Annotated in this window: 29 protein-coding genes; all 29 read left to right on the forward strand. The window is 42.2% G+C overall.

All coding sequences use genetic code 11. The features are described from left to right. Positions 1-7: 7 nt before the first annotated feature. The 29 genes from fliE to FFL34_RS16945 all read left to right on the forward strand — a co-directional run bounded on the left by fliE (position 8) and on the right by FFL34_RS16945 (position 23,863). On the forward strand, positions 8-316 hold the full coding sequence (fliE, locus tag FFL34_RS16805; RefSeq protein ID WP_138604465.1) for a flagellar hook-basal body complex protein FliE: 309 nt from the start codon (positions 8-10) through the stop codon (positions 314-316). 78 nt (positions 317-394) lie between these two features. Next, positions 395-1,990, forward strand: a complete 1,596-nt coding sequence (fliF, locus tag FFL34_RS16810; protein WP_138604466.1) for a flagellar basal-body MS-ring/collar protein FliF — start codon at positions 395-397, stop codon at positions 1,988-1,990. A 13-nt stretch (positions 1,991-2,003) separates the two neighbouring features. After that, the gene (gene fliG, locus FFL34_RS16815; RefSeq protein ID WP_138604467.1) at positions 2,004-3,014 is read left to right on the forward strand and encodes a flagellar motor switch protein FliG; all 1,011 of its coding nucleotides are present in this window, start codon (positions 2,004-2,006) and stop codon (positions 3,012-3,014) included. Then, positions 3,007-3,774: a flagellar assembly protein FliH gene (gene fliH / locus FFL34_RS16820; protein WP_171046421.1), complete on the forward strand. Its 768-nt coding sequence runs from the start codon at positions 3,007-3,009 to the stop codon at positions 3,772-3,774. The genes fliG and fliH overlap by 8 nt, the downstream gene beginning before the upstream one ends. A 3-nt stretch (positions 3,775-3,777) precedes the next feature. Then, positions 3,778-5,091, forward strand: coding sequence for a flagellar protein export ATPase FliI (fliI, locus tag FFL34_RS16825; protein ID WP_138604469.1), 1,314 nt, complete (start codon positions 3,778-3,780; stop codon positions 5,089-5,091). After that, positions 5,091-5,540 (forward strand): flagellar export protein FliJ, encoded by a 450-nt coding sequence (gene fliJ / locus FFL34_RS16830; protein ID WP_138604470.1) that lies wholly within the window; start codon positions 5,091-5,093, stop codon positions 5,538-5,540. The genes fliI and fliJ overlap by 1 nt, the downstream gene beginning before the upstream one ends. A 1-nt stretch (position 5,541) precedes the next feature. Continuing rightward, the gene (locus FFL34_RS16835; RefSeq protein ID WP_138604471.1) at positions 5,542-6,126 is read left to right on the forward strand and encodes a magnesium transporter MgtE N-terminal domain-containing protein; all 585 of its coding nucleotides are present in this window, start codon (positions 5,542-5,544) and stop codon (positions 6,124-6,126) included. 30 nt (positions 6,127-6,156) lie between these two features. Then, positions 6,157-7,599: a flagellar hook-length control protein FliK gene (locus FFL34_RS16840; RefSeq protein WP_138604472.1), complete on the forward strand. Its 1,443-nt coding sequence runs from the start codon at positions 6,157-6,159 to the stop codon at positions 7,597-7,599. Further along, a complete protein-coding gene (flgD, locus tag FFL34_RS16845) occupies positions 7,600-8,103 on the forward strand; it encodes a flagellar hook assembly protein FlgD (RefSeq protein WP_318279428.1) in 504 nt (167 codons plus the stop codon). A 1-nt stretch (position 8,104) separates the two neighbouring features. Continuing rightward, positions 8,105-8,476, forward strand: coding sequence for a TIGR02530 family flagellar biosynthesis protein (locus FFL34_RS16850; protein WP_138604473.1), 372 nt, complete (start codon positions 8,105-8,107; stop codon positions 8,474-8,476). Positions 8,477-8,560: 84 nt separating this feature from the next. After that, complete coding sequence (gene flgG, locus FFL34_RS16855) at positions 8,561-9,457, forward strand: flagellar basal body rod protein FlgG (RefSeq protein ID WP_138604474.1); 897 nt, start codon at positions 8,561-8,563, stop codon at positions 9,455-9,457. Between the two features lie 48 nt (positions 9,458-9,505). Further along, positions 9,506-9,724: a flagellar FlbD family protein gene (locus tag FFL34_RS16860; RefSeq protein WP_138604475.1), complete on the forward strand. Its 219-nt coding sequence runs from the start codon at positions 9,506-9,508 to the stop codon at positions 9,722-9,724. Further along, positions 9,687-10,139 carry a flagellar basal body-associated protein FliL gene (gene fliL, locus FFL34_RS16865; RefSeq protein ID WP_234031532.1) on the forward strand — a complete coding sequence of 151 codons (453 nt, stop codon included), beginning with the start codon at positions 9,687-9,689 and terminating at the stop codon, positions 10,137-10,139. Before FFL34_RS16860 ends, fliL begins: the two co-directional genes overlap by 38 nt. 34 nt (positions 10,140-10,173) lie before the next feature. Then, complete coding sequence (gene fliM, locus FFL34_RS16870; protein WP_138604477.1) at positions 10,174-11,169, forward strand: flagellar motor switch protein FliM; 996 nt, start codon at positions 10,174-10,176, stop codon at positions 11,167-11,169. Then, entirely contained in the window at positions 11,162-12,316 is a 1,155-nt protein-coding gene (gene fliY, locus FFL34_RS16875; RefSeq protein WP_138604478.1) for a flagellar motor switch phosphatase FliY, read from the forward strand. The genes fliM and fliY overlap by 8 nt, the downstream gene beginning before the upstream one ends. A gap of 23 nt (positions 12,317-12,339) precedes the next feature. Further along, entirely contained in the window at positions 12,340-12,702 is a 363-nt protein-coding gene (locus FFL34_RS16880; RefSeq protein WP_138604479.1) for a response regulator, read from the forward strand. 16 nt (positions 12,703-12,718) lie between these two features. Then, on the forward strand, positions 12,719-13,369 hold the full coding sequence (locus FFL34_RS16885) for a flagellar biosynthetic protein FliO (protein ID WP_234031533.1): 651 nt from the start codon (positions 12,719-12,721) through the stop codon (positions 13,367-13,369). Between the two features lies 1 nt (position 13,370). After that, positions 13,371-14,036, forward strand: a complete 666-nt coding sequence (gene fliP, locus FFL34_RS16890) for a flagellar type III secretion system pore protein FliP (protein WP_138604480.1) — start codon at positions 13,371-13,373, stop codon at positions 14,034-14,036. A gap of 15 nt (positions 14,037-14,051) precedes the next feature. Continuing rightward, the gene (fliQ, locus tag FFL34_RS16895) at positions 14,052-14,324 is read left to right on the forward strand and encodes a flagellar biosynthesis protein FliQ (RefSeq protein ID WP_138604481.1); all 273 of its coding nucleotides are present in this window, start codon (positions 14,052-14,054) and stop codon (positions 14,322-14,324) included. Continuing rightward, the gene (gene fliR, locus FFL34_RS16900; protein ID WP_138604482.1) at positions 14,324-15,103 is read left to right on the forward strand and encodes a flagellar biosynthetic protein FliR; all 780 of its coding nucleotides are present in this window, start codon (positions 14,324-14,326) and stop codon (positions 15,101-15,103) included. Before fliQ ends, fliR begins: the two co-directional genes overlap by 1 nt. Positions 15,104-15,109: 6 nt before the next feature. Then, on the forward strand, positions 15,110-16,189 hold the full coding sequence (gene flhB / locus FFL34_RS16905; RefSeq protein ID WP_138604483.1) for a flagellar biosynthesis protein FlhB: 1,080 nt from the start codon (positions 15,110-15,112) through the stop codon (positions 16,187-16,189). Positions 16,190-16,284: 95 nt separating this feature from the next. Continuing rightward, positions 16,285-18,318, forward strand: coding sequence for a flagellar biosynthesis protein FlhA (gene flhA / locus FFL34_RS16910; protein ID WP_138604484.1), 2,034 nt, complete (start codon positions 16,285-16,287; stop codon positions 18,316-18,318). Beyond that, positions 18,315-19,424, forward strand: coding sequence for a flagellar biosynthesis protein FlhF (gene flhF, locus FFL34_RS16915; protein WP_138604485.1), 1,110 nt, complete (start codon positions 18,315-18,317; stop codon positions 19,422-19,424). Before flhA ends, flhF begins: the two co-directional genes overlap by 4 nt. Further along, positions 19,414-20,280: a MinD/ParA family protein gene (locus tag FFL34_RS16920; RefSeq protein ID WP_138604486.1), complete on the forward strand. Its 867-nt coding sequence runs from the start codon at positions 19,414-19,416 to the stop codon at positions 20,278-20,280. The genes flhF and FFL34_RS16920 overlap by 11 nt, the downstream gene beginning before the upstream one ends. Positions 20,281-20,284: 4 nt before the next feature. Further along, complete coding sequence (locus tag FFL34_RS16925) at positions 20,285-21,328, forward strand: protein-glutamate methylesterase/protein-glutamine glutaminase (RefSeq protein ID WP_138604487.1); 1,044 nt, start codon at positions 20,285-20,287, stop codon at positions 21,326-21,328. A gap of 41 nt (positions 21,329-21,369) precedes the next feature. Continuing rightward, complete coding sequence (locus FFL34_RS16930) at positions 21,370-22,005, forward strand: chemotaxis protein CheC (RefSeq protein ID WP_138604488.1); 636 nt, start codon at positions 21,370-21,372, stop codon at positions 22,003-22,005. Beyond that, a complete protein-coding gene (locus FFL34_RS16935; protein WP_138604489.1) occupies positions 21,998-22,495 on the forward strand; it encodes a chemotaxis protein CheD in 498 nt (165 codons plus the stop codon). The genes FFL34_RS16930 and FFL34_RS16935 overlap by 8 nt, the downstream gene beginning before the upstream one ends. A 22-nt stretch (positions 22,496-22,517) precedes the next feature. Then, on the forward strand, positions 22,518-23,306 hold the full coding sequence (locus FFL34_RS16940; protein WP_138604490.1) for a FliA/WhiG family RNA polymerase sigma factor: 789 nt from the start codon (positions 22,518-22,520) through the stop codon (positions 23,304-23,306). Positions 23,307-23,425: 119 nt separating this feature from the next. After that, positions 23,426-23,863 carry a DUF6115 domain-containing protein gene (locus FFL34_RS16945; protein WP_138604491.1) on the forward strand — a complete coding sequence of 146 codons (438 nt, stop codon included), beginning with the start codon at positions 23,426-23,428 and terminating at the stop codon, positions 23,861-23,863. The last annotated feature ends 136 nt before the right edge of the window (positions 23,864-23,999 follow it).

The raw sequence follows: 23,999 nt of genomic DNA on the forward strand, positions 1-23,999 counted from the left end.
GATAATCATGCAGTCTTTTGTAAATGGAATCAACACCCGGCCAGTCCTGTCTGATTCCAGCCAAATGAAATCACCAGTGTCATCGCACGAAGCACAAAGCAATTTTGCCAATACACTCCAGTCAGCAATTGAGCATGTTAATGATACGCAAGTTGCTTCTGATAAAAAGACGGAGGCGCTGGCTAAGGGCCAGATAAATGATTTGCATGACGTCATGATTACAGCGCAAAAAGCAAGTATTTCACTGGAAACTTCTGTCCAAGTCCAGCGCAAAGTCATTGACGCTTATAATGAAATCATGCGAATGCAAATTTGATGAAGTCCTGTCAACGTAGTAACGGACAGGTTATTCTATCATTTCACAAAAAGATATAGAATTTTGGCGGGATAATACATGAAGGAAAAACTACTGAAAACAAAAGATACGGCAGCCTCTTTTTGGACTGCACGCACGAAAGGTCAAAAAGGAATTTTTATTGGCTCTGCCGGAATCGCTGTTGTTCTGATTGCTGCCATTATATTTTTTGCCGCTAATTCGAAATTTGTTCCTTTGTATAACGATTTGTCACTGCAGGAAGTCAGTCAAATCAAGGCTGAGCTTGATTCCAGAGGTGTTCCGTACGAATTGGAAAACAATGGAACTACGGTAACAGTGCCAGAAGCCAATGTTGATGGTTTACTTGTCGATCTTGCTGGACAGGGTATTCCGGACAGTGGCAGCATCGATTATTCGTACTTTAGTGAAAATGCGTCCTGGGGAATAACGGATAATGAATTCAATATGATTAAACTCGATGCAATGCAAAACGAGTTAGCGAACATGATTAAAGGGGTTAAGGGCATTAATGATGCAAGAGTGATGATTAATATGCCCGAAAAACCAGTTTTTGTTAGCGACTCAGCACAAGAAGCAAGTGCATCGATTGTGATTAATACACAACCCGGCCACGAATTCAAAGGGAATGAAATCGAATCACTACACCATTTAGTGTCAAAAGCAGTGCCAAACCTAAAAGAAGATAATATTGCTATTATGAATCAGTATTTCGAGTATTTTGATGAAGAAACAGCAAAAGGAGCCGCACAGCAAGATACATACGCGTATCAGCAAAGAGTAAAAAAAGATATTGAACGTGACGTAAAACGGCGACTGCAGCAAATGCTTGGTGCAATGGTCGGCATGGAAAATGTCATTGTCTCGGTTACAGCTGATGTTGACTTTACGAAAGAAAACCGGGTTGAAAAACTAGTCAAACCAGTAGATGTGGAAAACATGAAAGGTTTGCCTGTCAGTATTGAAAGTGTACAGGAAACGTATGAAGGAAACCCGCCACCTGGTGGAACCCCCGGACCTACTGATGAGGACACTAATTATCAGAGTCCTGATAAGGGCGGAGACGGTGAGTATGAACGAACTAAAGAAACGATTAACAACGAGTATAACCGTGTCCGTAAAGAAATCGTTGAAAGCCCGTATAAGATCCGTGACTTGGGGATTCAGGTAGCAGTCGATGAAGCAAAAGGTAAACAGGATGATGAGGTTCAGTACTTGACAGCCCAGGAGCAGGATACCGTGGAAGCTGGTATAGCGTCGATTTTAAATTCCATCATCAGTACATCTGTTGATGGTGAATACGGGGAAGTTCAGCCTCAAGAAAAAACGTCCATCGTTTTCCAGGAGTTCAGTGAAACGGTAGGAACACCAAAACCACCGGTACCCACAATACCATATTGGATATATATAACCGGGGCGGCGTTGCTGGTGATCATTATTTTACTTATCAGTATGCTACTGCGGCGACGGAAAGGGAAAGAAGAAACAGAAACGGTTACTGAAACGGAGACTCCTGATGTCGAAACAGCGTTACCGGGCATGGATGATGTCGAAGAATCTGCGTCACAACAACGTAAGAAGCAATTGGAAAAAATGGCCAGAGACAACCCTGAGGATTTTGCGAAACTACTCAGAAGCTGGATTGCTGATGATTAAGGAGTGAATGATCATGGCGCGACAGGGAACGCTAACCGGAAAACAAAAAGCGGCAATTCTATTAATCTCTCTTGGACCTGATGTGTCTGCCCAAGTGTATAAACATTTAACAGAGGAGGAAATAGAAAAATTAAGCCTAGAAATTTCATCAGTTAAAAAGGTTGAAGCGGATATGAAAGAGGATGTGCTTGAGCAGTTCCATCAGATTGCGTTGGCACAAGACTATATTTCCCAAGGCGGAATTGGCTACGCTAAAACCGTGCTGGAAAAAGCCTTCGGTGACCAAGAGGCTAACAATATCATTGATCGGCTTACCGCATCACTACAGGTGCGTCCATTTGACTTTGCTCGAAAGGCAGACCCGCAGCAGGTGCTTAATTTTATCCAGAATGAGCATCCACAAACTATTGCACTAGTCTTATCACACCTTAATCCTGAACAGTCGGGTCAGATTTTGTCGGAATTGCCGCAAGAGATGCAAGCAGAAGTCGCCAAACGGATTGCCACAATGGATTCGACATCACCGGAGATTATTAGCCAGGTGGAGCAGGTGCTCGAACAAAAATTGTCATCATCGGTAACAGAAGACTATACACAGGCCGGTGGTATTCAGTCTGTCGTAGAGGTGCTGAATGGAGTGGATCGGAGTACGGAGAAAACGATTCTGGATGCGCTTGAAATACAGGATCCTGAACTGGCAGAGGAAATCAAAAAACGAATGTTTGTGTTCGAGGATATTGTTGTTCTTGATAATCGTGCCATCCAACGAGTTATCAGAGAAGTCGACAATGAAGATTTGCGCTTGTCTCTGAAAGTTGCCAGCGATGAAGTGAAGGATATCGTCTTTAAAAACATGTCTCAGCGAATGGCAGAAACGTTTAAGGAAGAAATGGAGTATATGGGACCTGTTCGCTTGCGTGACGTGGAAGAAGCACAGACAAGAATAGTTGGTTCCATTCGCCATCTTGAAGAAGTCGGCGAAATTGTGATTGCTCGCGGTGGAGGTGATGACATCATTGTCTAGTATCTATCGTGGCCAAACCCTTTTATCAGAGAAAAAACAGATTAAACTAAGACCGCTCACATGCAATAAGCAACATGATACGGAAGCCAATCAGGCAAAGACAGAAAAACAAAAAATGATAAATGATGAAATCACAAGGGCGCAAAATGAGTTAGAGCAAATAAAAAAGCAACAATCCGAGCTTTTGCAACAGACAAATGCGGAAATTGAAGCGGCAAAATCTGAATGGGAAGCTGAAAGACAGCAATACATGGAACAGGCGCACCAAGAAGGTTTCGCACAGGGATTTGAACAGGGTAAGCAAGAGGGACTTGAACAATACAGGCTTTTAGTGGAACAGGCTAATAACACTGTTTCCTTGGCAACAAATGATTATCATGCGGTGATTGCGCAAAGCGAAGAAGCGATTTTGGAACTGGCAATCCAATGCGCAGAAAAAATTATACACCAGAAACTCAATGATAACCCGGAAGCATTTCTTTCGATTGTTCGAGAAACCGTGAATGAATTGAAGGATCATTCGGAGATAGCTATTTACGTACACCCGGAGAATTTTGAAATGGTAACAAGGCAAAAGGATGAGTTTACAAACATATTTGAAAATGACCGGAAAATTACCGTTTATGCCGACGAGGAATTAGATGAATACAGTTGTCTTATTGAACATTCCTTTGGTCAAATAGAAGCCGGTATTGATACGCAATTGCAGCAGCTGCGTGAAACATTGCACGAAATCAGTCTGGAGCAAGGTGGTGAATGATCAATGCATGTAGCAAAATACATTGACACCATACAGCAGACGGATACTTTTAAACGCTACGGAAAAGTGCTTCGTGCGGTGGGTCTTATGATTGAATCGCTCGGACCGGAAGCGAACATTGGTGAGGTATGCCTGATCTATAACGCTGTTAATAACAAGCGGATTACAGCGGAAGTAGTTGGTTTTAGTGATGAACGGATTGTCCTGATGCCATATACGGAGATTGCTGAAATCGGTCCGGGATGTTTAGTGGAATCAACCGGAAAGGCTTTAACGGTTAAAATTGGTCAAGGGTTGATTGGAAAAGTAGTAGATTCGCTTGGGGAATGTTTGGATGGATCGCGTCTTCCCAGAGGGTTGGCAAGACGTTTAACAGAACAGTCGCCGCCCAATCCGTTGGCACGCCCGCCAATTTCTGAACCGTTTCAAGTAGGTATTAAATCGATTGATGCACTTTTGACGGTAGGAAAGGGACAGCGGGTTGGCATTTTTGCTGGAAGTGGTGTCGGAAAAAGCACGTTACTCGGTATGATCGCCCGTAACAGTAACGCAGACATTAATGTGATTGCCCTGATAGGAGAGCGTGGCCGTGAAGTTCGGGAATTTATTGACAAAGATCTTGGGGAGGAAGGGCTAAAAAAATCAATCGTTGTCGTTTCTACTTCTGATCAGCCTGCTTTAATGCGAATTAAAGGTGCCTATACCGCAACTGCCATTAGCGAATACTTCAGAGATCAGGGCTTTCAGGTGAACTTAATGATGGATTCAGTGACACGGGTTGCGATGGCACAGCGTGAAGTCGGCTTGGCTACTGGGGAACCACCAACGACGAAAGGATATACGCCATCAGTATTTGCGACCCTTCCTAAATTGCTGGAACGGACGGGGGCGAGTAAGGATGGCAGCATTACCGCTTTTTATACTGTTCTTGTTGATGGTGACGATATGAATGAACCAATAGCTGACACGGTAAGGGGGATATTGGATGGCCACTTTGTCCTTGACCGTAAATTGGCCGAGCAAGGGCATTTTCCCGCGTTAAATGTCCTGAAATCGATTAGTAGAGTTATGAATAACATTGCAAGTAAAGAACACTTGGATGCAGCAAAACAAGTAAGGAACTTAATGGCTCGCTACGAAGAGAATAGCGAATTGATTCAAATAGGCGCTTATAAACGCGGAACGAACCAGGAAATTGACAAGGCGATTACCTATAATCCAAAAATCCAATCTTTTTTACGGCAAGATGTTCATGAACGCAATACCCTGGAAGCGTCAATCGCCGAAATGCAGCAGTTGGTTAATGGGGGAGTATGATGGCTGAGACAGTTACATTATCCAAGATTTTACATATACGCGAAAATGAGAAACAAAATGCCCAACAATCTTATAAGACAGCCGTGGACGTTTTTGAGACAACAGCAACACAGCTATACCACTTGCTTCGAACAAAAGAGGAAGCGGAACACTCTTATGACAGCTATATGCAGGAGACGGCGCCAATTGACAGGATAAGGGAACAGGCTGTTTACATGGAGCGATTGAATAGACAGATTATGGCACTACAACAAGAACTCCAAACAGCACGAAATGAAATGGAACAGAAACAACAATGGCTTAACGACGCGTATGTAGAAGTGAAAAAGTTCGAGAAGATTATTGAACACCGCGATGAACAAACGAAGGAACGCATGAAAAAGTATGAAAATACATCAATGGATGAAATATCAATTCAACAGTATGTAAACCGGAAACCAGGTGAATGATATGGCCTCGAAAAATATTGACCAAAAAAAGAAAAGCAACCCGCTCCTATGGTTTCTATTTGCTATTGTCCTCCCATTCATCACGGTTGCAATCATAGCCGTTATTGCTTTCACGATAGCCGGCGTCGATGTAGCCGGATGGGCGAAACAGACCGGGAGCAATATCCCGGGTGTATCTAAAATGATTGACATGGATCAAGAACAGCGTGAACAACATGGGAATGAAGAACTGCAAGAGGAGGTTGCTAATAAAGAGGATGAAGTAAAAGCATTGAACAGACAGATTGCTGATTTGAAATCTACTATTGATGAGATGGAGCAAAAAATGGAAAAACTTAAAAATAAAAATAAGACATTGAGCGAAAAAGAAAAATCAACTTCCCGGACTGATTACATACAAGCCATTTCATCTTCATTTACGGATATGGATAACGAACGAGCTGCACAGATTCTGCAGAATATGGAACAGCCGCTGGCGATAACTATTCTGGAAAATTTATCAAGCGACGTGCGTGGTGAAATACTGGAGGCAATGGCACCGGATACCGCTGCGGATATAACACAGCAATTTATGAATCGTCCATAGAAAAACAGAGTCTTGAAAGGGGGTGATAGATTGAACACAGTCGGAATGATAGTTCAGCAAATGATGCTATGCTCAACTTCTAACAAGCAGAACAATGACCGACCACCAACCGGGGGAGATGAGAAGCCAGTCGATTTCCAAGATTTAATAACACATTACAGCGTCAGCATGGATAGTCAAGGAGAAGGTCAGGACACATCTTTTTTGCTCGGTATGCTTAATGGGACTGACGTGATGGAGAAATTATTAACCGACGATCTGTCGAAAGAGGAAATCGTGGAATTGTTAAAGACGGCAGTAAACAATGTCGGTATTGGTGAGCAGACACTTGATAAAGATGTCGAGAAAGAGTTGGAGAAAGCAGCTGACAAAATCACTATACTGAAGAAAAAAGATGTTTCTGAAAAAGATGTGACTGAGGAACTTGAAATAGTACTGCAACCGTTGACGACGAGACAATTAAGTAAAGTTGTTTCATTAGAGGATGAGCAAAATATTGTTCCCATGAAGATGCAGTCATCCGGACAAATCCATGCGAAAACAAACACGGAAACATCTGAACTAGCTGCAAAAGCCGAAAAGTTATTAGCACAACTCACAGATCACCAAAGTATCAGAAGGGCTGCGCCGGAATTGCTAAAATTATTGGAGCAGTGGACTGCGTTAAATAGAAAAAGCACGCATCAAGCAGGTGAAATTGTCCTTCCTAAAGGCATTACAAAGGAGCAGGTAATGTGGGGAGAACTGGTTCAAGCTTTCCAAAAGCGAAATAAACTTGTTGCAAAACAGCAGTACAACACAAATGCTAAAGTAACTGTCGCCGATGTGGCAAAATGGCTGCAACATGCTTTGAATAGTCAGGGGAAAACGGATAACGTTTCAAACTTTCGCCACCCTTGGCAAAACATAATCAGGGGGACTTCTCAGCGTGAAGAAACGCTTTCGCCCGCAAAGCAGCAAGCTGGATCATTCACATCGTCTATTCCGATGTCAAAGACCGAACAATTCATCATTCACATGAACCAGGCAAATCAGGCTAAGCCAGCTGATCAGCAATTAGTCGAGCAGTTCCAGAAGGTTATGAGCACGAGCGGCTTTTCTTCGATGCAAAATGGCACAACACAGTTAAATATTACATTACGGCCTGAAAATATGGGTGATATGACGGTTAAACTAACCCAAATGAATGGTGAAATGACAGTTAAAATTCTTGTCACATCTGCTGCTGCAAAAGACATGCTTGAATCAAATATGCATCAACTAAAACATATGTTTTCACCACATCAGGTTACAGTGGAAAAGCAGGAAATGGTGACCCAGCATACTCAAATGTTTGAGCAAGAGCAAGGAGAGCAGCCAATGGGCGAACATAACCAGGAAAGTGGTAATCATTCCGAGCAAGACGATGAACAACAAAATGAAGATGATTTTGATTCGTACTTTCAAGAGGTTTTACTAAATGAGGAGGTATAGATGGAAACGATGACTTCCATTGATTCATCACTATATTTGCATAACAAGCCAGCCGAACGGGTTCCGAGCCCTAATCTTGGTAAAGACGAATTTATTCAGATTTTAATGACACAGTTGCAAAATCAGGATCCGACAAACCCAATGAAAAACAATGAATTCATATCACAAATGGCTTCTTTCTCGTCATTGGAACAAATGATGAATATGACGAATTCCATCGATAAACTGGTGCAAAATCAGACAGTTTCGCCGATTATGCAATACAGTAATTTGATTGGAAAGGAAATCTCTTATCAAAGATATGATAACGAGACAGGGGAAAAACTGGATATCGAAACGAGTAATGTCGTCGCTGTCAGTCAGGACAAAGGACAAGCTATCCTGAGTCTTGAAAATGGGACAGACATTAAGGCAGGTGCCCTCACACGGGTCAGCGAACCGGACGATCAGATAGATGCGACGGTGAATCCGGATGTGAGTTCCGGATCTGGAGGAAGTGATTAATATGGATCACCGTATACACCAATTACAGCGCCATCCGATTATCGCGCCATCTGTTAAAAAAACGCAGCAACCGAAAACAGAAACAGGTTTTAAAGATGTGTTGAAAGATGTCCAAGATGTGAAGATAAGCAAGCATGCGAAAGACCGGATGAACACACGGAACATCATCGTTAATAAACAACAGTGGCAAACCATTTCAGAAAAAATGAACGATGCAAGAAAAAAAGGTGTAACCGATTCACTTGTTCTAACTGATAACGCGGCATTGCTTGTGAACACAAAAAATAACACGGTCATAACGGCAATGAATAAAGAAGAGGCAACGAGTAAAATTTTTACGAATATTAATGGCACCATTCTGATTGATGCGTAGGCTGGACCTTACAGGAGGCCGAATGCTGTTGATCGACAGAAACAGCAACAATCAATAACAAAACTATTAAAGGGGAGATAGATTATGTTACGTTCCATGTATGCTGGCATTTCCGGTATGAAAGGATTCCAGACAAAATTAGATGTCATCGGTAACAACATTTCCAACGTTAATACGACAGGGTTTAAAAAGGGTAGGGTGACATTTCAGGATTTGATGAGTCAGATGACTTCAGGTGCACAAGGCGCGACCGATACGCGTGGTGGTGTGAACCCGTCACAAGTAGGTTTAGGTTCACAGACGGGAACCATCGATGACCTTCACACACAAGGTTTCCGTCAGACGACGAATAACCCACTAGATTTCGCCCTTGAGGGGGATGGCATGTTTGCTGTAGCTAGTGATATTGAAAGGGATGGCAATAGCTTTGACGCATCCGGTGAGAATGGGGGAATCGATGATATTAATTTAAATGAATCAAGTGTTTTCTATACACGAGCAGGGAACTTTTATTTAGATTCGAACGGCAGCATTGTCAACCCGGATGGCATGTATCTCATGGGGTTTGCCCAGGGTAACGATGATAAGATAGACACCGACAATATCTCAGCACTTCAAATTCCTGAAGAAGCCCAAAGTTTCAGTGTTCAATCGAATGGAACTGTAAACTACATTGACGCAGATGGTAATACACAAGTTGCCGGACAAGTTGCGTTAGCTAATTTTTCTAACCCAGCAGGACTTCAAAAAGATGGGAATAACTTGTTCCTGAACAGTGAAAACGCCGGATATAATGGTTTATCTCAGCCTGATTCAGAAGGCGTCGCATCCATCGTCAGTGGTGCCCTGGAAATGTCCAATGTTGATCTTGCATCAGAATTCACGGAAATGATTACGGCGCAGCGCGGATTTCAAGCGAATACTAGGACTATCACGACATCAGATGAAATCCTTCAGGAACTTGTTAACCTAAAACGATAGACTAAGGAGGCAGGGGGTGTCCTAAAGCTGCGGCACTCCCGCTACCATATGATAAAACTTACCAGATTAAACGGAGAATTTTTCATGTTGAATGCATTGATGGTGGAGCAGATTCAGTCACATCCTGATACAACTATCACATTGGTGAATGGGAAGAAAATCGTTGTGAAAGATGCTGAGTCTGAGGTCGTGCGAATGGCCACAGCGTATTTTCAGCGAATCGGCTTAAATGGCTGTTATAAAAAAACGGGTGATGATGGTGAGTAAATTATTTAAAATAATGCTAGTTTCATTGTCACTGTTCCTATTGGCCGGCGGAATAGCACTTATTACAGTATTATATGGCACAGATGGTGGACAGGGAAGTGGGAATGCGCAATCAATCGATGAAGTTATCGAACAATCATACAAAACACCTGAAATAACGACAGATTTGCAGGATGGAAGTTTTGTCCGGATCCAGTTTCAAGTGATAACCGATAGCGTTAAGGCCAAAAAAGAATTGCAAAAGCGCGAATTCCAGTTGAAAAATATCCTGATTAAAGAACTGGCTAACATGAACGAGAAAGATTTTCAAACAGGGTTATCTAATTTGGAGGACGCAGTGCAGTTGAAATTGAACGAGATTATGACAGAAGGTTCCATTAAAGATGTCTACACGATAAATAAAATTTTACAGTAGTAATACAAAGGCTCCGATTAGGAGGTGAGGCTTCTTGGCAGAAGAGGTACTTTCGCAAAGTGAAATTGATTCGTTGCTATCTGCTATTTCATCGGGGGAAATGGATGCAGATGAACTAAAACAGGAAAAAAAAGAGCAGAAGGTACGGGTATATGATTTTAAACGAGCGCTCCGCTTTTCAAAGGACCAGGTACGGAGTCTGTCGCGAATCCATGAAAATTTTGCCCGCTTACTAACTACATATTTTTCTGCACAGCTAAGAACACATGTGGATATTTCAGTTGCGTCGGTGGATCAAGTGCCGTATGAAGAATTTATTCGCTCTATTCCAAAGATGACTATATTGAACATTTATAGTGTCCATCCCCTTGATGGAAGGCTCTTAATGGAAGTTAGTCCGAATGTCGCTTATGGGATGCTTGATAGAATGCTCGGTGGAAAAGGAAGCAGTATGAATAAAGTGGAGAATCTTACTGAAATAGAAACCATGCTGATGTCACAGCTTTTTGAGAAAGCAGCCGTTAACCTGCGAGAGGCCTGGTCCTCGATAAGTGAAATCGATCCTGTCTTGGAAGATTTTGAGGTGAATCCGCAATTTCTGCAGATGGTGTCTCCGAACGAAACAGTTATTGTTATTTCACTTAATACAACCATTGGGGAAGCAAGCGGCATGATTAACATATGTATTCCACATATTGTGCTGGAACCGGTCATTCCGAATCTATCCGTTCACCATTGGATGCAGACAGAAGCAAAAGAAAGGGATCCTGAAGCATACGAGAAATTGACAAACAATATTCAGCACGCAAATGTGGAAGCAAAAGTGCTACTCGGTGAAACATCTATTAATGTCCAGCAACTGCTTCATTTGGACAAAGACGATGTAATTGCATTAAATCAGTCAATTGAAGATCCATTATTATTGGAAATTAATGACGAACCGAAATTCTATGTACAACCCGGAAACTATAAGAATAAGCGCTCGGTCCAAGTACTGGAAGAAATGAAAAGGGGGGACGACGATGGATGAAGGAAAGTTATCCCAGGATGAAATTGATGCACTTTTACAAGTAGGTGAAGAAGAAAAAGAGCCTGAAGAACAAACGATTAACTCGGAAGAAATTCTGTCGGAGGTTGAAAAAGATACACTGGGAGAAATAGGTAACATTTCGTTTGGTAGTTCAGCCACCACGTTGTCAACACTTCTGAACCAAAAAGTTGCAATTACTACTCCGGAAGTATCGCTTATAACAAGTGATGAGTTGGATAATGCGTTTGAAGGAGAACATGTTACCATTTACGTCCATTATACGGAAGGGTTTGACGGACAAAACGTCCTTGTTATGAAAGTTGAAGATACGGCGATTATTGCTGATATCATGATGGGTGGTGATGGCACGTCACCGGATCAGGAGCTTGGAGAACTTCATTTGAGCGCTGTACAGGAAGCAATGAATCAAATGATGGGAACTGCAGCAACAAGTATGGCTACTATTTTTGGAAAGCGGGTTGATATTTCACCCCCGTCTATCCACCTAGAAAGCCCAGCAATGGTTAGAAACGAGAAGGAAATATCGGAGGCGGAATATGTAGTAAAGGTGTCGTTTAACTTAAAAGTAGGCAGTTTAATAGATTCAAATATTATGCAGATTATTCCGTTTCCATTTGCCAGACAATTGGTTAATCAGCTGATGCAAGCTTCTTCCGGTTCTAGTGACGTAAAGGAGGAGCCAGTAACCAAGGTAGATATTGAAAAGCCTGCAGAAACAGCGAGTGAGTCGAGAAAAGCACCTGGAGAAGAAAACAGAGAAGTACATACGACACAGTATATTGGCGATAATGTCAACCAATCAGCTTCATCCATTCAGCAGGCAACCTTCTCCAATTTGGAACAAGTAGACCTTGATCCGTATGAAAAACGTAATCTCGATATGCTTTTGGATATACCATTAAATGTGTCCGTAGAACTTGGCCGGACGAAGCGAACAATTAAAGATATTCTTGAACTGTCTACCGGGTCAATCATTGAATTGGATAAACTAGCCGGAGAGCCCGTCGATATTCTTGTGAATAAGAAGTTGATTGCTAAGGGTGAGGTTGTTGTTATCGATGAGAATTTCGGTGTCCGGGTAACAGATATTATTAGTCAGTCCGACAGGCTCATGAAGCTAAAATAATTAAATCGAGGGGGAAGAACTACATGGCACAAAAGGTTTTAATTGTTGATGATGCAGCATTTATGCGAATGATGATCAAGGATATACTGGTCAAAAACGGATATGAAATTGCCGGGGAGGCACAGGATGGGAATCAGGCTGTTGAACTTTACAAAGAACTGAAACCGGATCTTGTCACGTTGGATATTACAATGCCGGAGAAAGATGGCTTGCAAGCGTTGCAAGAGATAAAGGAAATCGATGAAAATGCGAGTGTCATCATGTGTTCGGCAATGGGCCAACAGGCAATGGTGATTGATGCCATAAAAGCTGGTGCTAAAGATTTTATCGTAAAACCATTCCAATCCGATCGCGTTGTGGAAGCAATCCGAAAAGTGCTAGGTTAAGAAATGAGTGAGACATGTGAAATGGAAGTTCATTGCAAGCATTTGTTCGCTATTACTCTTGTTTGCCATGGGTACAAGTGAATCTATTCAGGCATCATCGGGAAGTGTGAAGGATTGCATCCAGGATGAAGACTGTCTCGAGGGGGATGACGCGCCTGCTCGTGACAACCCGGACAGCAACAAGGACGCGCCCGCTGATGACAGTTTAAAAAGTGGGTCACTTGTCATAAGTCTGGTGAAAATGGCACTGGCACTTATATTGGTACTGGGCCTCATATATGGATTGTTGAAGTTTGTCAATAAACGCAACAAGTTGTTCCCACAAGCGAAAACACTTGAAAATGTGGGGGGGATCAGTGTTGGACCTAACAAATCCATTCAGCTCGTTCGAATTGGCCAGAAAGTATATGTAGTAGGTGTAGGGGATAATGTTGAACTGCTGCAGGAAGTAACGGATGAAGAACAGAAAAAGGAATTGCTGGGTAATGAACATACAAAAGCGTCTGATCCATCCTCACTATGGAAATCGGTATTCCAGCAGAAAAATAGTGGTCATGATACAAACAAGCCAACAAATGAATTCAGGCAGCTGTTTTCAGCGGAACTGGAAAAACTCAGGCGCACCCGGCGAACGATAATCAGCCGGAGAAGCGAGAAGGACGATTAGCATGAATGAGTTTATAGATATGTTTTCAGGTTCCGATCCTTCTAGTGTGTCAACTTCCGTTCAGTTACTGCTTTTGCTTACGGTTTTATCACTTGCACCAAGCATTTTAATTCTAATGACGAGTTTTACCCGTATTGTTATTGTATTGTCGTTTGTCCGCACCTCACTTGCAACCCAGCAAACACCGCCAAATCAGGTCTTAATTGGACTGGCGTTGTTTTTAACATTTTTTATCATGGCTCCCACGTTCCAGGAAGTATATGATGAAGGGTTGCAGCCGTTATTTAATGAAGAGATAACACTTGATGAGGCCTATGAAAAGGCAAGTGCGCCTATGAAGGATTTCATGGCAGAACATACGAGACAGAAAGATTTGCAGCTGTTCATTGATTATTCAGGGATGGATCAGCCGGAGAGCGTGGAAACCATTCCGATTACTACATTAGTGCCGGCTTTTGCCATTAGTGAATTGAAAACCGCGTTCCAAATGGGTTTTATGATTTTTATACCATTTTTAATCATTGATATGGCCGTGGCAAGTATTCTGATGTCCATGGGAATGATGATGCTTCCGCCTGTCATGATCTCGTTACCGTTTAAAATTCTATTATTTGTGCTAGTGGATGGGTGGTATTTAATTACTCAGTCACTATTGCAAGGTTTTTAAGGCAGGTGTTGTGATTTGAGCAGTGAGTTTGTTTTAACGATTGCCGAAAGAGGCGTTTATATCATTTTGCTTATTTCAGGTCCGATACTCCTATTGGCATTGGCAGTTGGGCTTTTGGTGAGTATCTTTCAGGCAACAACACAGATTCAGGAGCAGACATTGGCTTTCATTCCTAAAATTATTGCCGTATTGGTTGGAATTGTCTTTTTTGGGCCGTGGATGCTGACACATATGATTGAGTTCACCGTAGACTTATATCAAAACTTGAATCAGTTCACAGGTAGCTAATGGCTGCGTTGATTAATTTATCCGCCATTCCTGTGTTTTTACTAATTTTTCTACGGATTGCAGCATTTTTCGTTGTTCTTCCATTATTTTCGTATCGGACCATTCCAACACCGTTTAAAATTGGTTTTGCATTTTTTCTAGCACTTACCATGTATTATGCTGTTGATGCCGCAGTTGTTCCAATTGATGGGGTGTATGTTGTATTACTTGTTAAGGAAATAATTGTTGGGCTTTTGATCGGTTTACTAGCTTATATTATATTGTCAGCCGTCCAGATTGCCGGCGGTTTTATTGACTTTCAGATGGGATTTGCTATTGCTAATGTTATTGATCCGCAGACCGGAGCTCAAAGCCCACTGACAGGACAATATTTGTATATTTTTGCTTTGTTATTTCTATTATCGGTCAATGGCCATCATTTGTTAATAGACGGAATCTATTTTAGTTATAAAATGATCCCGGTGAGTGAATTTATTCCCATTCATCAAGAATCGATGGCCACGTTTATCATTACAACCTTCAATCAAATGTTTTTGGTTGCCTTTCAAATGGCCATCCCGATTGTCGGCTGCTTGTTTTTGGTTGATGTTGCCCTTGGTATTATCGCCCGAACCGTACCGCAGTTGAACGTGTTTGTCGTCGGTTTACCGTTGAAGATCTTGGTTAGTTTTATTATTATCTTTATTTTTCTCGGACTGTACATCACACTGACGGAAAAGTTGTTTGGGACGATGTTCACTGCTATGCGTGATTTAATGCAATTGTTCGGGGGTACTTGATTTGGGATTAACATTGGATTTGCAATCTTTGCGGGAGCGGAAGAAAAAACAGAAAAAGCCACACCAAAAAAACGCCAGGATGAACGAAAAAAAGGAAAAGTGGCCAAAAGCCAAGATATTAATACATCGGTGTTATTGTTGTTGTGTTTTCTCATTCTGTTTGTTTCCGGAAGTTTTATAAAAAATAATTTGACTGCTCTTTTTCGGCAGTCGTTTACGGAATATATTCAATGGGATGTGACAGTCGGTTCGGTCAATCAGTTACTTGTAGAATCAACCACTGAAATGGCAAAAATTCTAGCACCTATCATGGCTATTGCGATTGTAGCGGGGTTGGTGTCTAATTTTACACAAATTGGGTTTCTGTTCACGGGGGAACCGTTGAAAATGGACCTCAAAAAAATTGACCCTATTCAGGGAGCCAAAAAAGTGTTTTCGGCCCGGGCATTGGTTGAGCTGGTGAAGTCACTTTTGAAAATCGCTTTTATCGGGGCCATCACCTTTTTCGTCATCTGGATTAATAAAGACGAAATGATGATGCTTGCATTCAAGACAGCTGAGAATGCAATTGGCTTTTTCGGTAAGACCACCATTACGATGGGGATTTCCGCTGCGATTGCACTGCTCTTCCTTTCTATTTTGGATTATACCTATCAAAAATATGATTTTGAGAAAAACATTAAAATGTCTAAAAAAGATGTCAAGGATGAGCATAAAAATATGGAGGGCGATCCGCAAATAAAATCAAAAATGAAAGAAAGACAGCGTGATATGGCGACTCAGCGGATGATGAGCGAAGTGCCGTCAGCGGATGTGGTGATCACCAACCCTACCCACTATGCTATTGCCGTAAAATATGATGAGGCTGAGGCATCCGCTCCATATATTGTTGCTAAAGGAACCGACTATATTGCGCTTAGGATAAAAGAGGTGGCGAAAGAAAATCAAGTCGTCACGATGGAAAACCGTCCATTGGCAAGGTCGCTTTACGATGCTGTCGAAATCGGTGATGTCATACCGGAAGAATTTTATAAGGCAGTCGCCGAAATATTGGCTTATGTATACAGGCTGGAGAAAAAAATTTAGGAATGATATCTCAACTATCAGGGTCCGGAATTTACGAAGACAAAGACGTAAGCGCAGAAATTCGAATTTGAACGCAATAAGGGGAGTCACCAATCATGAAAGCACGCGACTTATCTGTACTGCTAGGGGTTATTTTAATTATTATCATGCTTGTCATCCCATTACCGGGCTGGCTTTTGAGTATACTTATTCTCTGCAATATTTCCCTAGCACTTATCGTGATTCTCGTGTCCATGAATACACAGGAGGCGCTGCAATTTTCCATATTTCCGTCACTCTTATTGCTTTTGACCTTGTTCCGGCTAGGATTGAACGTCTCCACGACAAGATCAATACTGTCGAAAGCTGATGCCGGTGGTGTAATTGATACATTTGGATCATTTGTTATAGGAAATAGCCCCTTAGTTGGGTTTGTTGTTTTCGTGATTTTGGTCATCATTCAATTTCTGGTAATCACAAAAGGTTCGGAACGTGTTTCGGAAGTAGCAGCACGGTTCACCTTGGATGCCATGCCAGGGAAACAAATGAGCATTGACGCAGATTTAAACGCTGGGCTAATAACCGAGCAACAGGCAAAAGAACGTCGCGAAAAAGTGGAGAATGAAGCCGATTTCCATGGAGCAATGGACGGAGCGAGTAAATTTGTCAAAGGAGACGCAATTGCGGGCATTATTATTGTACTGATTAATATTATATTCGGATTGATTATTGGCATGGTCCAGATGGATTTTACTTTTATGGAGGCAGTCAATACGTATATGCGCTTGACTGTCGGTGATGGGCTGGTCAGTCAGATGCCTGCATTATTAATTGCGACTGCTACCGGTATTGTCGTCACGAAAACAACGACGACAGGTAATTTGGGTAGTGATGTGTCCGGGCAGCTGCTGCAATACCCTAAGCTTTTGTTCATTGCAGCGGGGACCATTTTCCTGCTTGGGCTGACACCAATTAACTTCTTCTTAACAACCGCTATTGCGGCCTGTCTGGGCTTAGGGGGATTTGCACTATTGCAGCAGATGAACACCCCGGAGGAACCGGATGTCGAAGAAGAGGAGCAAATGGAGTCATCGTCCATGAAATCATCTGAAAATGTTATCGACCTACTGAATATGGACCCAATCGAGTTTGAGTTCGGGTATGCGCTTATACCATTGGTTGATGCCGATCAGGGTGGGGACTTGCTTGACCGTGTAGTCATGATCAGAAGGCAGCTAGCAATCGAACTCGGAATCGTTGTACCTGTTGTAAGGATACGTGATAATATCCAGCTCGAGCCCAACGCGTACCGTCTGAAAATAAAAGGGAATGAAGTTGCTTCAGGTGAACTGCTGCTGGACCATTATCTAGCTATGGGCCCTGATATGGACGATGATACAATTGATGGCATTGACACAAATGAGCCTGCATTCGGATTGCCAGCTAAATGGATCAGTGAAGAAGATAAAGACGAAGCGGAATTGGCAGGGTTTACTGTCGTGGACCCGCCATCAGTTGTTTCCACCCATATGACGGAAGTGATTAAACAGCATGCCCATTTTCTATTGGGCCGTCAGGAGACAAAACAGCTAATCGATCATTTATCGGAAAGCTATCCAATTCTTGCCGAAGAAGTTACACCGGAACCGTTATCTGTTGGTGATGTACAAAAAGTGCTTGCGAAACTACTCCGTGAAAGTATCTCGATACGGAACTTGCCGGTTATCTTTGAAACACTGGCAGATTTCGGCAGGATGACCAACGACACTGAGTTACTTGCTGAATATGTTAGACAGGCACTGGCGTCACAGATCACCAAACAATATGCTGGTGATGATTCGAAATTGAATGTGATTACCGTATCAGGAAAAGTTGAAAAATTAATCGCCGAAAGCATTCAGCAGACGGAATATGGTAACTATTTGGCACTAGACCCACAGTCACAGGAAACGATTGTAACGACGATCCATGAAGAGGCTGAAAAGTTGTCATTACAGGAAGAGACGCCAATCGTATTATGCTCGCCTGCAATCCGAATGTATTTGAAACAGCTCTTGGAACGTTTTCTGCCGCATGTGGCAGTGCTGTCGTATAATGAACTGGAAGCAAACGTGAATGTACAAAGCGTCGGGGTGGTGAATGTTGCATGAAGGTAAAAAAATATGTGGCACCAACAATGCCGGAAGCTATGAAAAAAATAAGACAAGAACTTGGTACGGAAGCTGTCATATTGAATTCAAGAGAGGTCGAAAAGAAAAGCGGATTCCTTGGCCTGTTTAAAAAAAGGAACATTGAAGTTATTGCCGCACTCGATCCCCAGCCTAAGCCAGACAAAAAACAGGAAGTGGTCACTCGACCTGCTGCCGCAAAGAATCGACAAGCTGAAGATCACGTTATTAGTGAAATAAGGCAACTTAAGAATCTTGTGAAAGAACAGGCGAAAGAACAATTCAGTTACCCGGTGGATTATCAAGAAGTGTATGACCATTTGTTGAATCAGGAAATCGACGCCGATTTAGCTAAAGAAATTATAGACAATGTCATCGATAAGCACACAACGAAAAATAATACGGCTCCCGTCTACGAAACGATTTGGCACGATACAAGATGTGAGCTGGAAAGCCGATTAGGTGCAGTCAGATTTGATGGCATCTCCAATGACGGTAAAGTCATTCAATTTGTCGGGCCTACCGGCGTTGGTAAAACAACAACGATCGCAAAAGTTGCCGCATCCAATGTGCTGACATATAAAAAACGGGTGGCACTGGTTACAGCAGACACATACCGAATAGCAGCTGTTGAACAATTGAAGACTTATGCCAGTATCCTCAATGTACCGCTGAAAATTGCGTATAATGCAGAGGACTACCAGACTGCGATACGGGAATTTGCATCCTTTGATTTAATCTTGGTAGATACAGCTGGACGGAATTTTCGGGATAAAAAATATGTACAGGAACTTAAAGAGATTGTTCATTTTCAAGAATCAATTGAAACATATTTAGTACTTTCGCTTACAGCTAAATCGAATGACATCATGGAAATATACAATCAATTCGACCATTTACCGATTAAAAAGATTATTTTCACAAAGGCAGATGAAACACGTCAATTCGGCAGCATACCGAACGTCGCCTTAAAGAAAAGCGCAGGCGTTGCGTTTATAACAAACGGCCAAGACGTACCCGATGACATCATTGAAGCTTCCCCCGAAGTAATAAGTGATTACATCTTAGGTGATTATTGTGATACGTGATCAGGCAGAACGGCTTAGACGAAAGCTGGCTGCTGCAAATCATCCGAAAACAGCGAGGACGATTGCGGTGGCAAGTGGTAAGGGTGGTGTTGGGAAGTCGAATCTGGCATTGAATATGTCACTTGAGTTAATAAAGCATGATAAACGTGTACTGTTGTTTGACCTTGATGTAGGGATGGGGAATATTGATATTTTACTCGGTATGGACGTCGATCAAACGATTGTAGACATGTTTGCCGAACGACTGCCAATTGATGAAATGATCCAAATTGGTCCACGTGGACTTGCCTATATTGCAGCGGGGTCAGGATTGAATGATCTATTTACCATGGAACCGGATAACCGGGAGTATTTTTTTCAACAGTATGAAGCGCTTGTGGATTTATATGATTATATTATTTTTGATATGGGTGCTGGAGTGACATTGGACAGTCTGTCATTCATACTTGCCTCTGATGAGTGCATCATTGTCACCACCCCGGAGCCAACGTCCATTACAGATGCTTACGGTATGATTAAGCATATTGTAAATAACCATCCGGAATTGCCCATTTCCGTCGTAATGAACCGTGCCCCATCAGTTATAAAGGGAGAGCGAGCTCTAGAGCGATTCCGTCGCGTAATTATGCAGTTCTTGAAAGTAGATGTTAGAAAGCTCGGGATACTACCGGATGATCAAGTAGTTTCTGATGCTGTTATTCGGCAAACCCCTTATATCCTTTTAAACGGAAAGACAGCTGTATCCATAGCAACAAAACAGATTGCTGCCAATATTTTATCTGAAGCATCAATCCCGAGAAAACAGCCATCCGTATCGTTTGTACAAAAATTAAAAAAGCTAATGCTAAAGAGGTAAACCAATGAAACCAATTCGTGTTGCAGTCATTGATGATTCCGCATTTATGCGTAAAATGATAACCGATATATTGTCAAGTGATGACCGGCTTGAGGTAGTTACTACAGCCACAAATGGGAAAGATGCACTTAAAAAGATTCATAGGTGGCGTCCTGACGTTATTATCCTTGATATTGAAATGCCTTTAATGGATGGGGTGCCTATATTAAGAGAGATAATGACAACTATCCCCACCCCAGTGGTCATGTTGTCCGGTGTGACTGAGAAAGAGACTCTAAAAACAACGCAGGCCATTGCCATGGGGGCAGTCGATTTCATAGTCAAACCATCAGCATCAGTTTCACTAGATATGGAAACGTTGAAGGAAGAGATAATCACTAAAGTTGCTGCGGCTTCGCAGGTACATGTTTCGTACAAACCATATACAAAATCCCACGAGGTTACAACTAAGCGTGGTTCTGGAATGTATAGTCAAACAATTATTGGAATTGGCGCCTCAACGGGGGGTCCAAAGGCATTACAAGAAATGCTGGCTCATGTTCCTGAAGGTGTGTCGTCTCCCATACTAATTGTTCAGCACATGCCGGCGGGGTTTACATATTCATTAGCAAAACGGTTGGACACAATTGTTGATATCCATGTGAAAGAAGCTGTACATGGTGAAGTGATTCAGCCAAGCACTGCCTATATTGCTCCAGGAGACTACCACATGAAAGTACGACATTCCGGGATGAAACATGTTATTGAACTGACGCGGGAACATGTTAGACATGGTCATCGTCCGTCCGTTGATATCCTTTTCGAATCGATGGCCCGGTTGTCAAACATCAATAAAATCGCTGTTGTATTGACCGGAATGGGGTCGGATGGTTCAAATGGAATATATGCATTAAAAAAGAATGATCCAAATGTTGTGGTCCTGGCTGAGTCAGAATCATCGGCAACTATTTATGGGATGCCTAAAGCAGCAATGGAAACCGGTTATGTAGATCACATTGCCTCTGTAAAGGAAATGGGGAAGTGCATTGCTAGCGTGATGAAAACATAGAGCCACTCCGATTAGTTTAAAAATATATAGGGAATGATTACATGAAACGTAATAATGATTTGTCGGAAGCACAAATTGATGTTCTGCGGGAGGTCATGAATGTTGGCGCAGGGAATGCTGCCACATCTATGTCCCGACTGATTGATAAGAAAGTAGAGATGCAGATACCATCGGTCAATATGTTGCCTTTTGAACAGGTGATGGACCTTTTTGGGGGTCCGGATGCCCCAGTTGCCGGAATGATGGTTACTGTTTCAGGCGAGGTTGGTGGTCAAGTTTTCTTTATTCTTAATCTGGATGATGCACAAACTTTTTTGAGAAAGATGACAGATCAACCATTCTTACGATTACAGACTGGACGGATGGATGAATTGACACAATCCGCACTCGAGGAAGCCGGCAATATGATTATCTGTGCTTACGTAGCAGCTTTATCGGATTTTACAGGGTTGTCAATCAGGCCGTCTATTCCATCTGTGACAATCGACATGGCTGGTGCAATGCTGTCTCATGGCTTGATTGAAGTATCACCACATACGGATTTTGCAATTATCATGGATACGGAAATCAGTACCAGTGATGTTACTAACGGGATGAACGGCCATTTTCTTTTCTTGCCCAACCCTGGGTCTTTCAATGAATTTATAAAATCAGTCGGGATGACTTGCAATGGGTGACAGTCGTCATGTTGTCCGTGTTGGGATTGCCGATCTGCAACTGGTAAAAGCACCAGAAACAATACGAACCTCTGGACTCGGTTCCTGCGTAGGTGTCGTCATCTATGATTCACTTAAACAACTGGCCGGCATGGCACACGTCATGCTTCCTGATTCCAGTTTCGCTAAAAAGGAAGGGATGAATGAATTAAAATATGCTGATACCGCCATTGCTGCTTTAGTTGAAAAACTATACCAATCCGGTGCTGGAAAACATGTGTTAAAAGCAAAAATAGCCGGAGGTGCGCAAATGTTTCCAAATAACTCATCCAATGGCCTCATGCAAATCGGATCTAGGAATGTGGAAGCGGTACAGGAACAACTTAGTCATTACCACATACCTGTTGTAGCGTTGGACGTCGGTGGGAATTGTGGTCGGACAATTGAATTTGATCCACGAACGAGTAACTTGAACATACGAACCGTCCATCATGGTGATTCTATTATTTAATCGTGAAAGGGGAGTTGATATAATGGCGACAAACAGATCTCCTCTCGTGCAAACTTTATGGGAAAATTGGTTGCATCATAATGATCAGACTGCCGCGAACGGTTTGATTGAACAATATATGTATCTGGTAAGTTACCATGTTGAACGAATTTCCGGTAACCTTCCAAATTATGTAAGTAATGATGATTTAAAAAGTTTTGGAATGATAGGATTATATGATGCACTGAATAAATTTCAGCACAATCGAAACCTTAAATTTGATACATATGCATCATTCCGGATTCGTGGTGCCATCATGGATGGGCTTCGCAATGAGGATTGGCTACCAAGATCCATCAGAGAAAAAACGAAAAAAATTGAACGGGCAGCGCAGGAACTGGAGCAATACTACCAGCGCGAACCAACAGCGGAAGAAATTGCTGCAAAGCTTCAGATGTCAACTGAAGAGGTCGAGGAACGCACGCGCGATCAGCTGATAGCGAATGTATTGTCCATCGAGGAAAAAACCAAACAACAGGAGCATGAATATAAGGAAGGAATTGGCTACACTATACCTGATGATTCGTCCGGTTCACCTGATGAACGTATGCTTCAAGCGGAGCGGAATGCAGAGCTGGCGGACAGTATCAGGTATCTGACAGAGAAAGAACAGCTGGTAGTCAGTCTGTTTTATCATCAAGAACTAACCTTTACAGAAATTGGCCATGTTCTAGAATTGACAACTTCAAGGATTTCACAAATACACCGGAAGGCTATTTTCAAATTAAGAAAAACGCTTCTGAAAATACAAGACAATCCGGGAATAGACTAGTAACTTTATTCAACTTTCGCAGCCTGGAAATGAACACATAAAACTTGAGAAAATGAAGATAGCCGGACATTCACTACGCTAGTTGGAAAGTTGATAATCGTGGATAGAGAGGTTTTTCGATGGCAATCTTATTATTTATAAGTTTATTGGCGCACCTGATAACATTTGTTGTGATTTTCAATCTGGCTAAGCAATTGCAATCAATAAAAAACGAGCGGCATAATGATTTATCTGAACAACTGTCAGGCTATTTAGAAGCAATACGTGAAGAGAATCGCCATCTTGAAGCAACATTGGCCGATGAAAAGAAGCAGAGTAACCATACAACCAAACAGGGAAACAATCATATACAGACGGTTGAATCAACCCCAATAGAGACTGGAAAATCGCAGACTGCTCCAATTTCACAAGAGCCGGAGATGTCACTGGAAGCACAGGTGTTGCATCACTATGCTAAGGGAATGACAGTAGAAGAGATTGCACGTGAATTAGATTGTGGTCAAACAGAGGCGGAATTGATTATAAAATTTCACCGCAATGCTTATAATAATCCTTGATTGGCTATAATAGTTATGGTATATTTATCTCTGGTGTAAAACTATGTTTGTTTTAATGCAAGCATATTGGAATACACACGCCAAGTGATTTGCATATTCGGTGCTGTCCAGGAAACGCCATCACGTTTAAAAGTGG

The organism is Lentibacillus cibarius (assembly GCF_005887555.1).
Classification (GTDB): domain Bacteria; phylum Bacillota; class Bacilli; order Bacillales; family Amphibacillaceae; genus Lentibacillus; species Lentibacillus cibarius.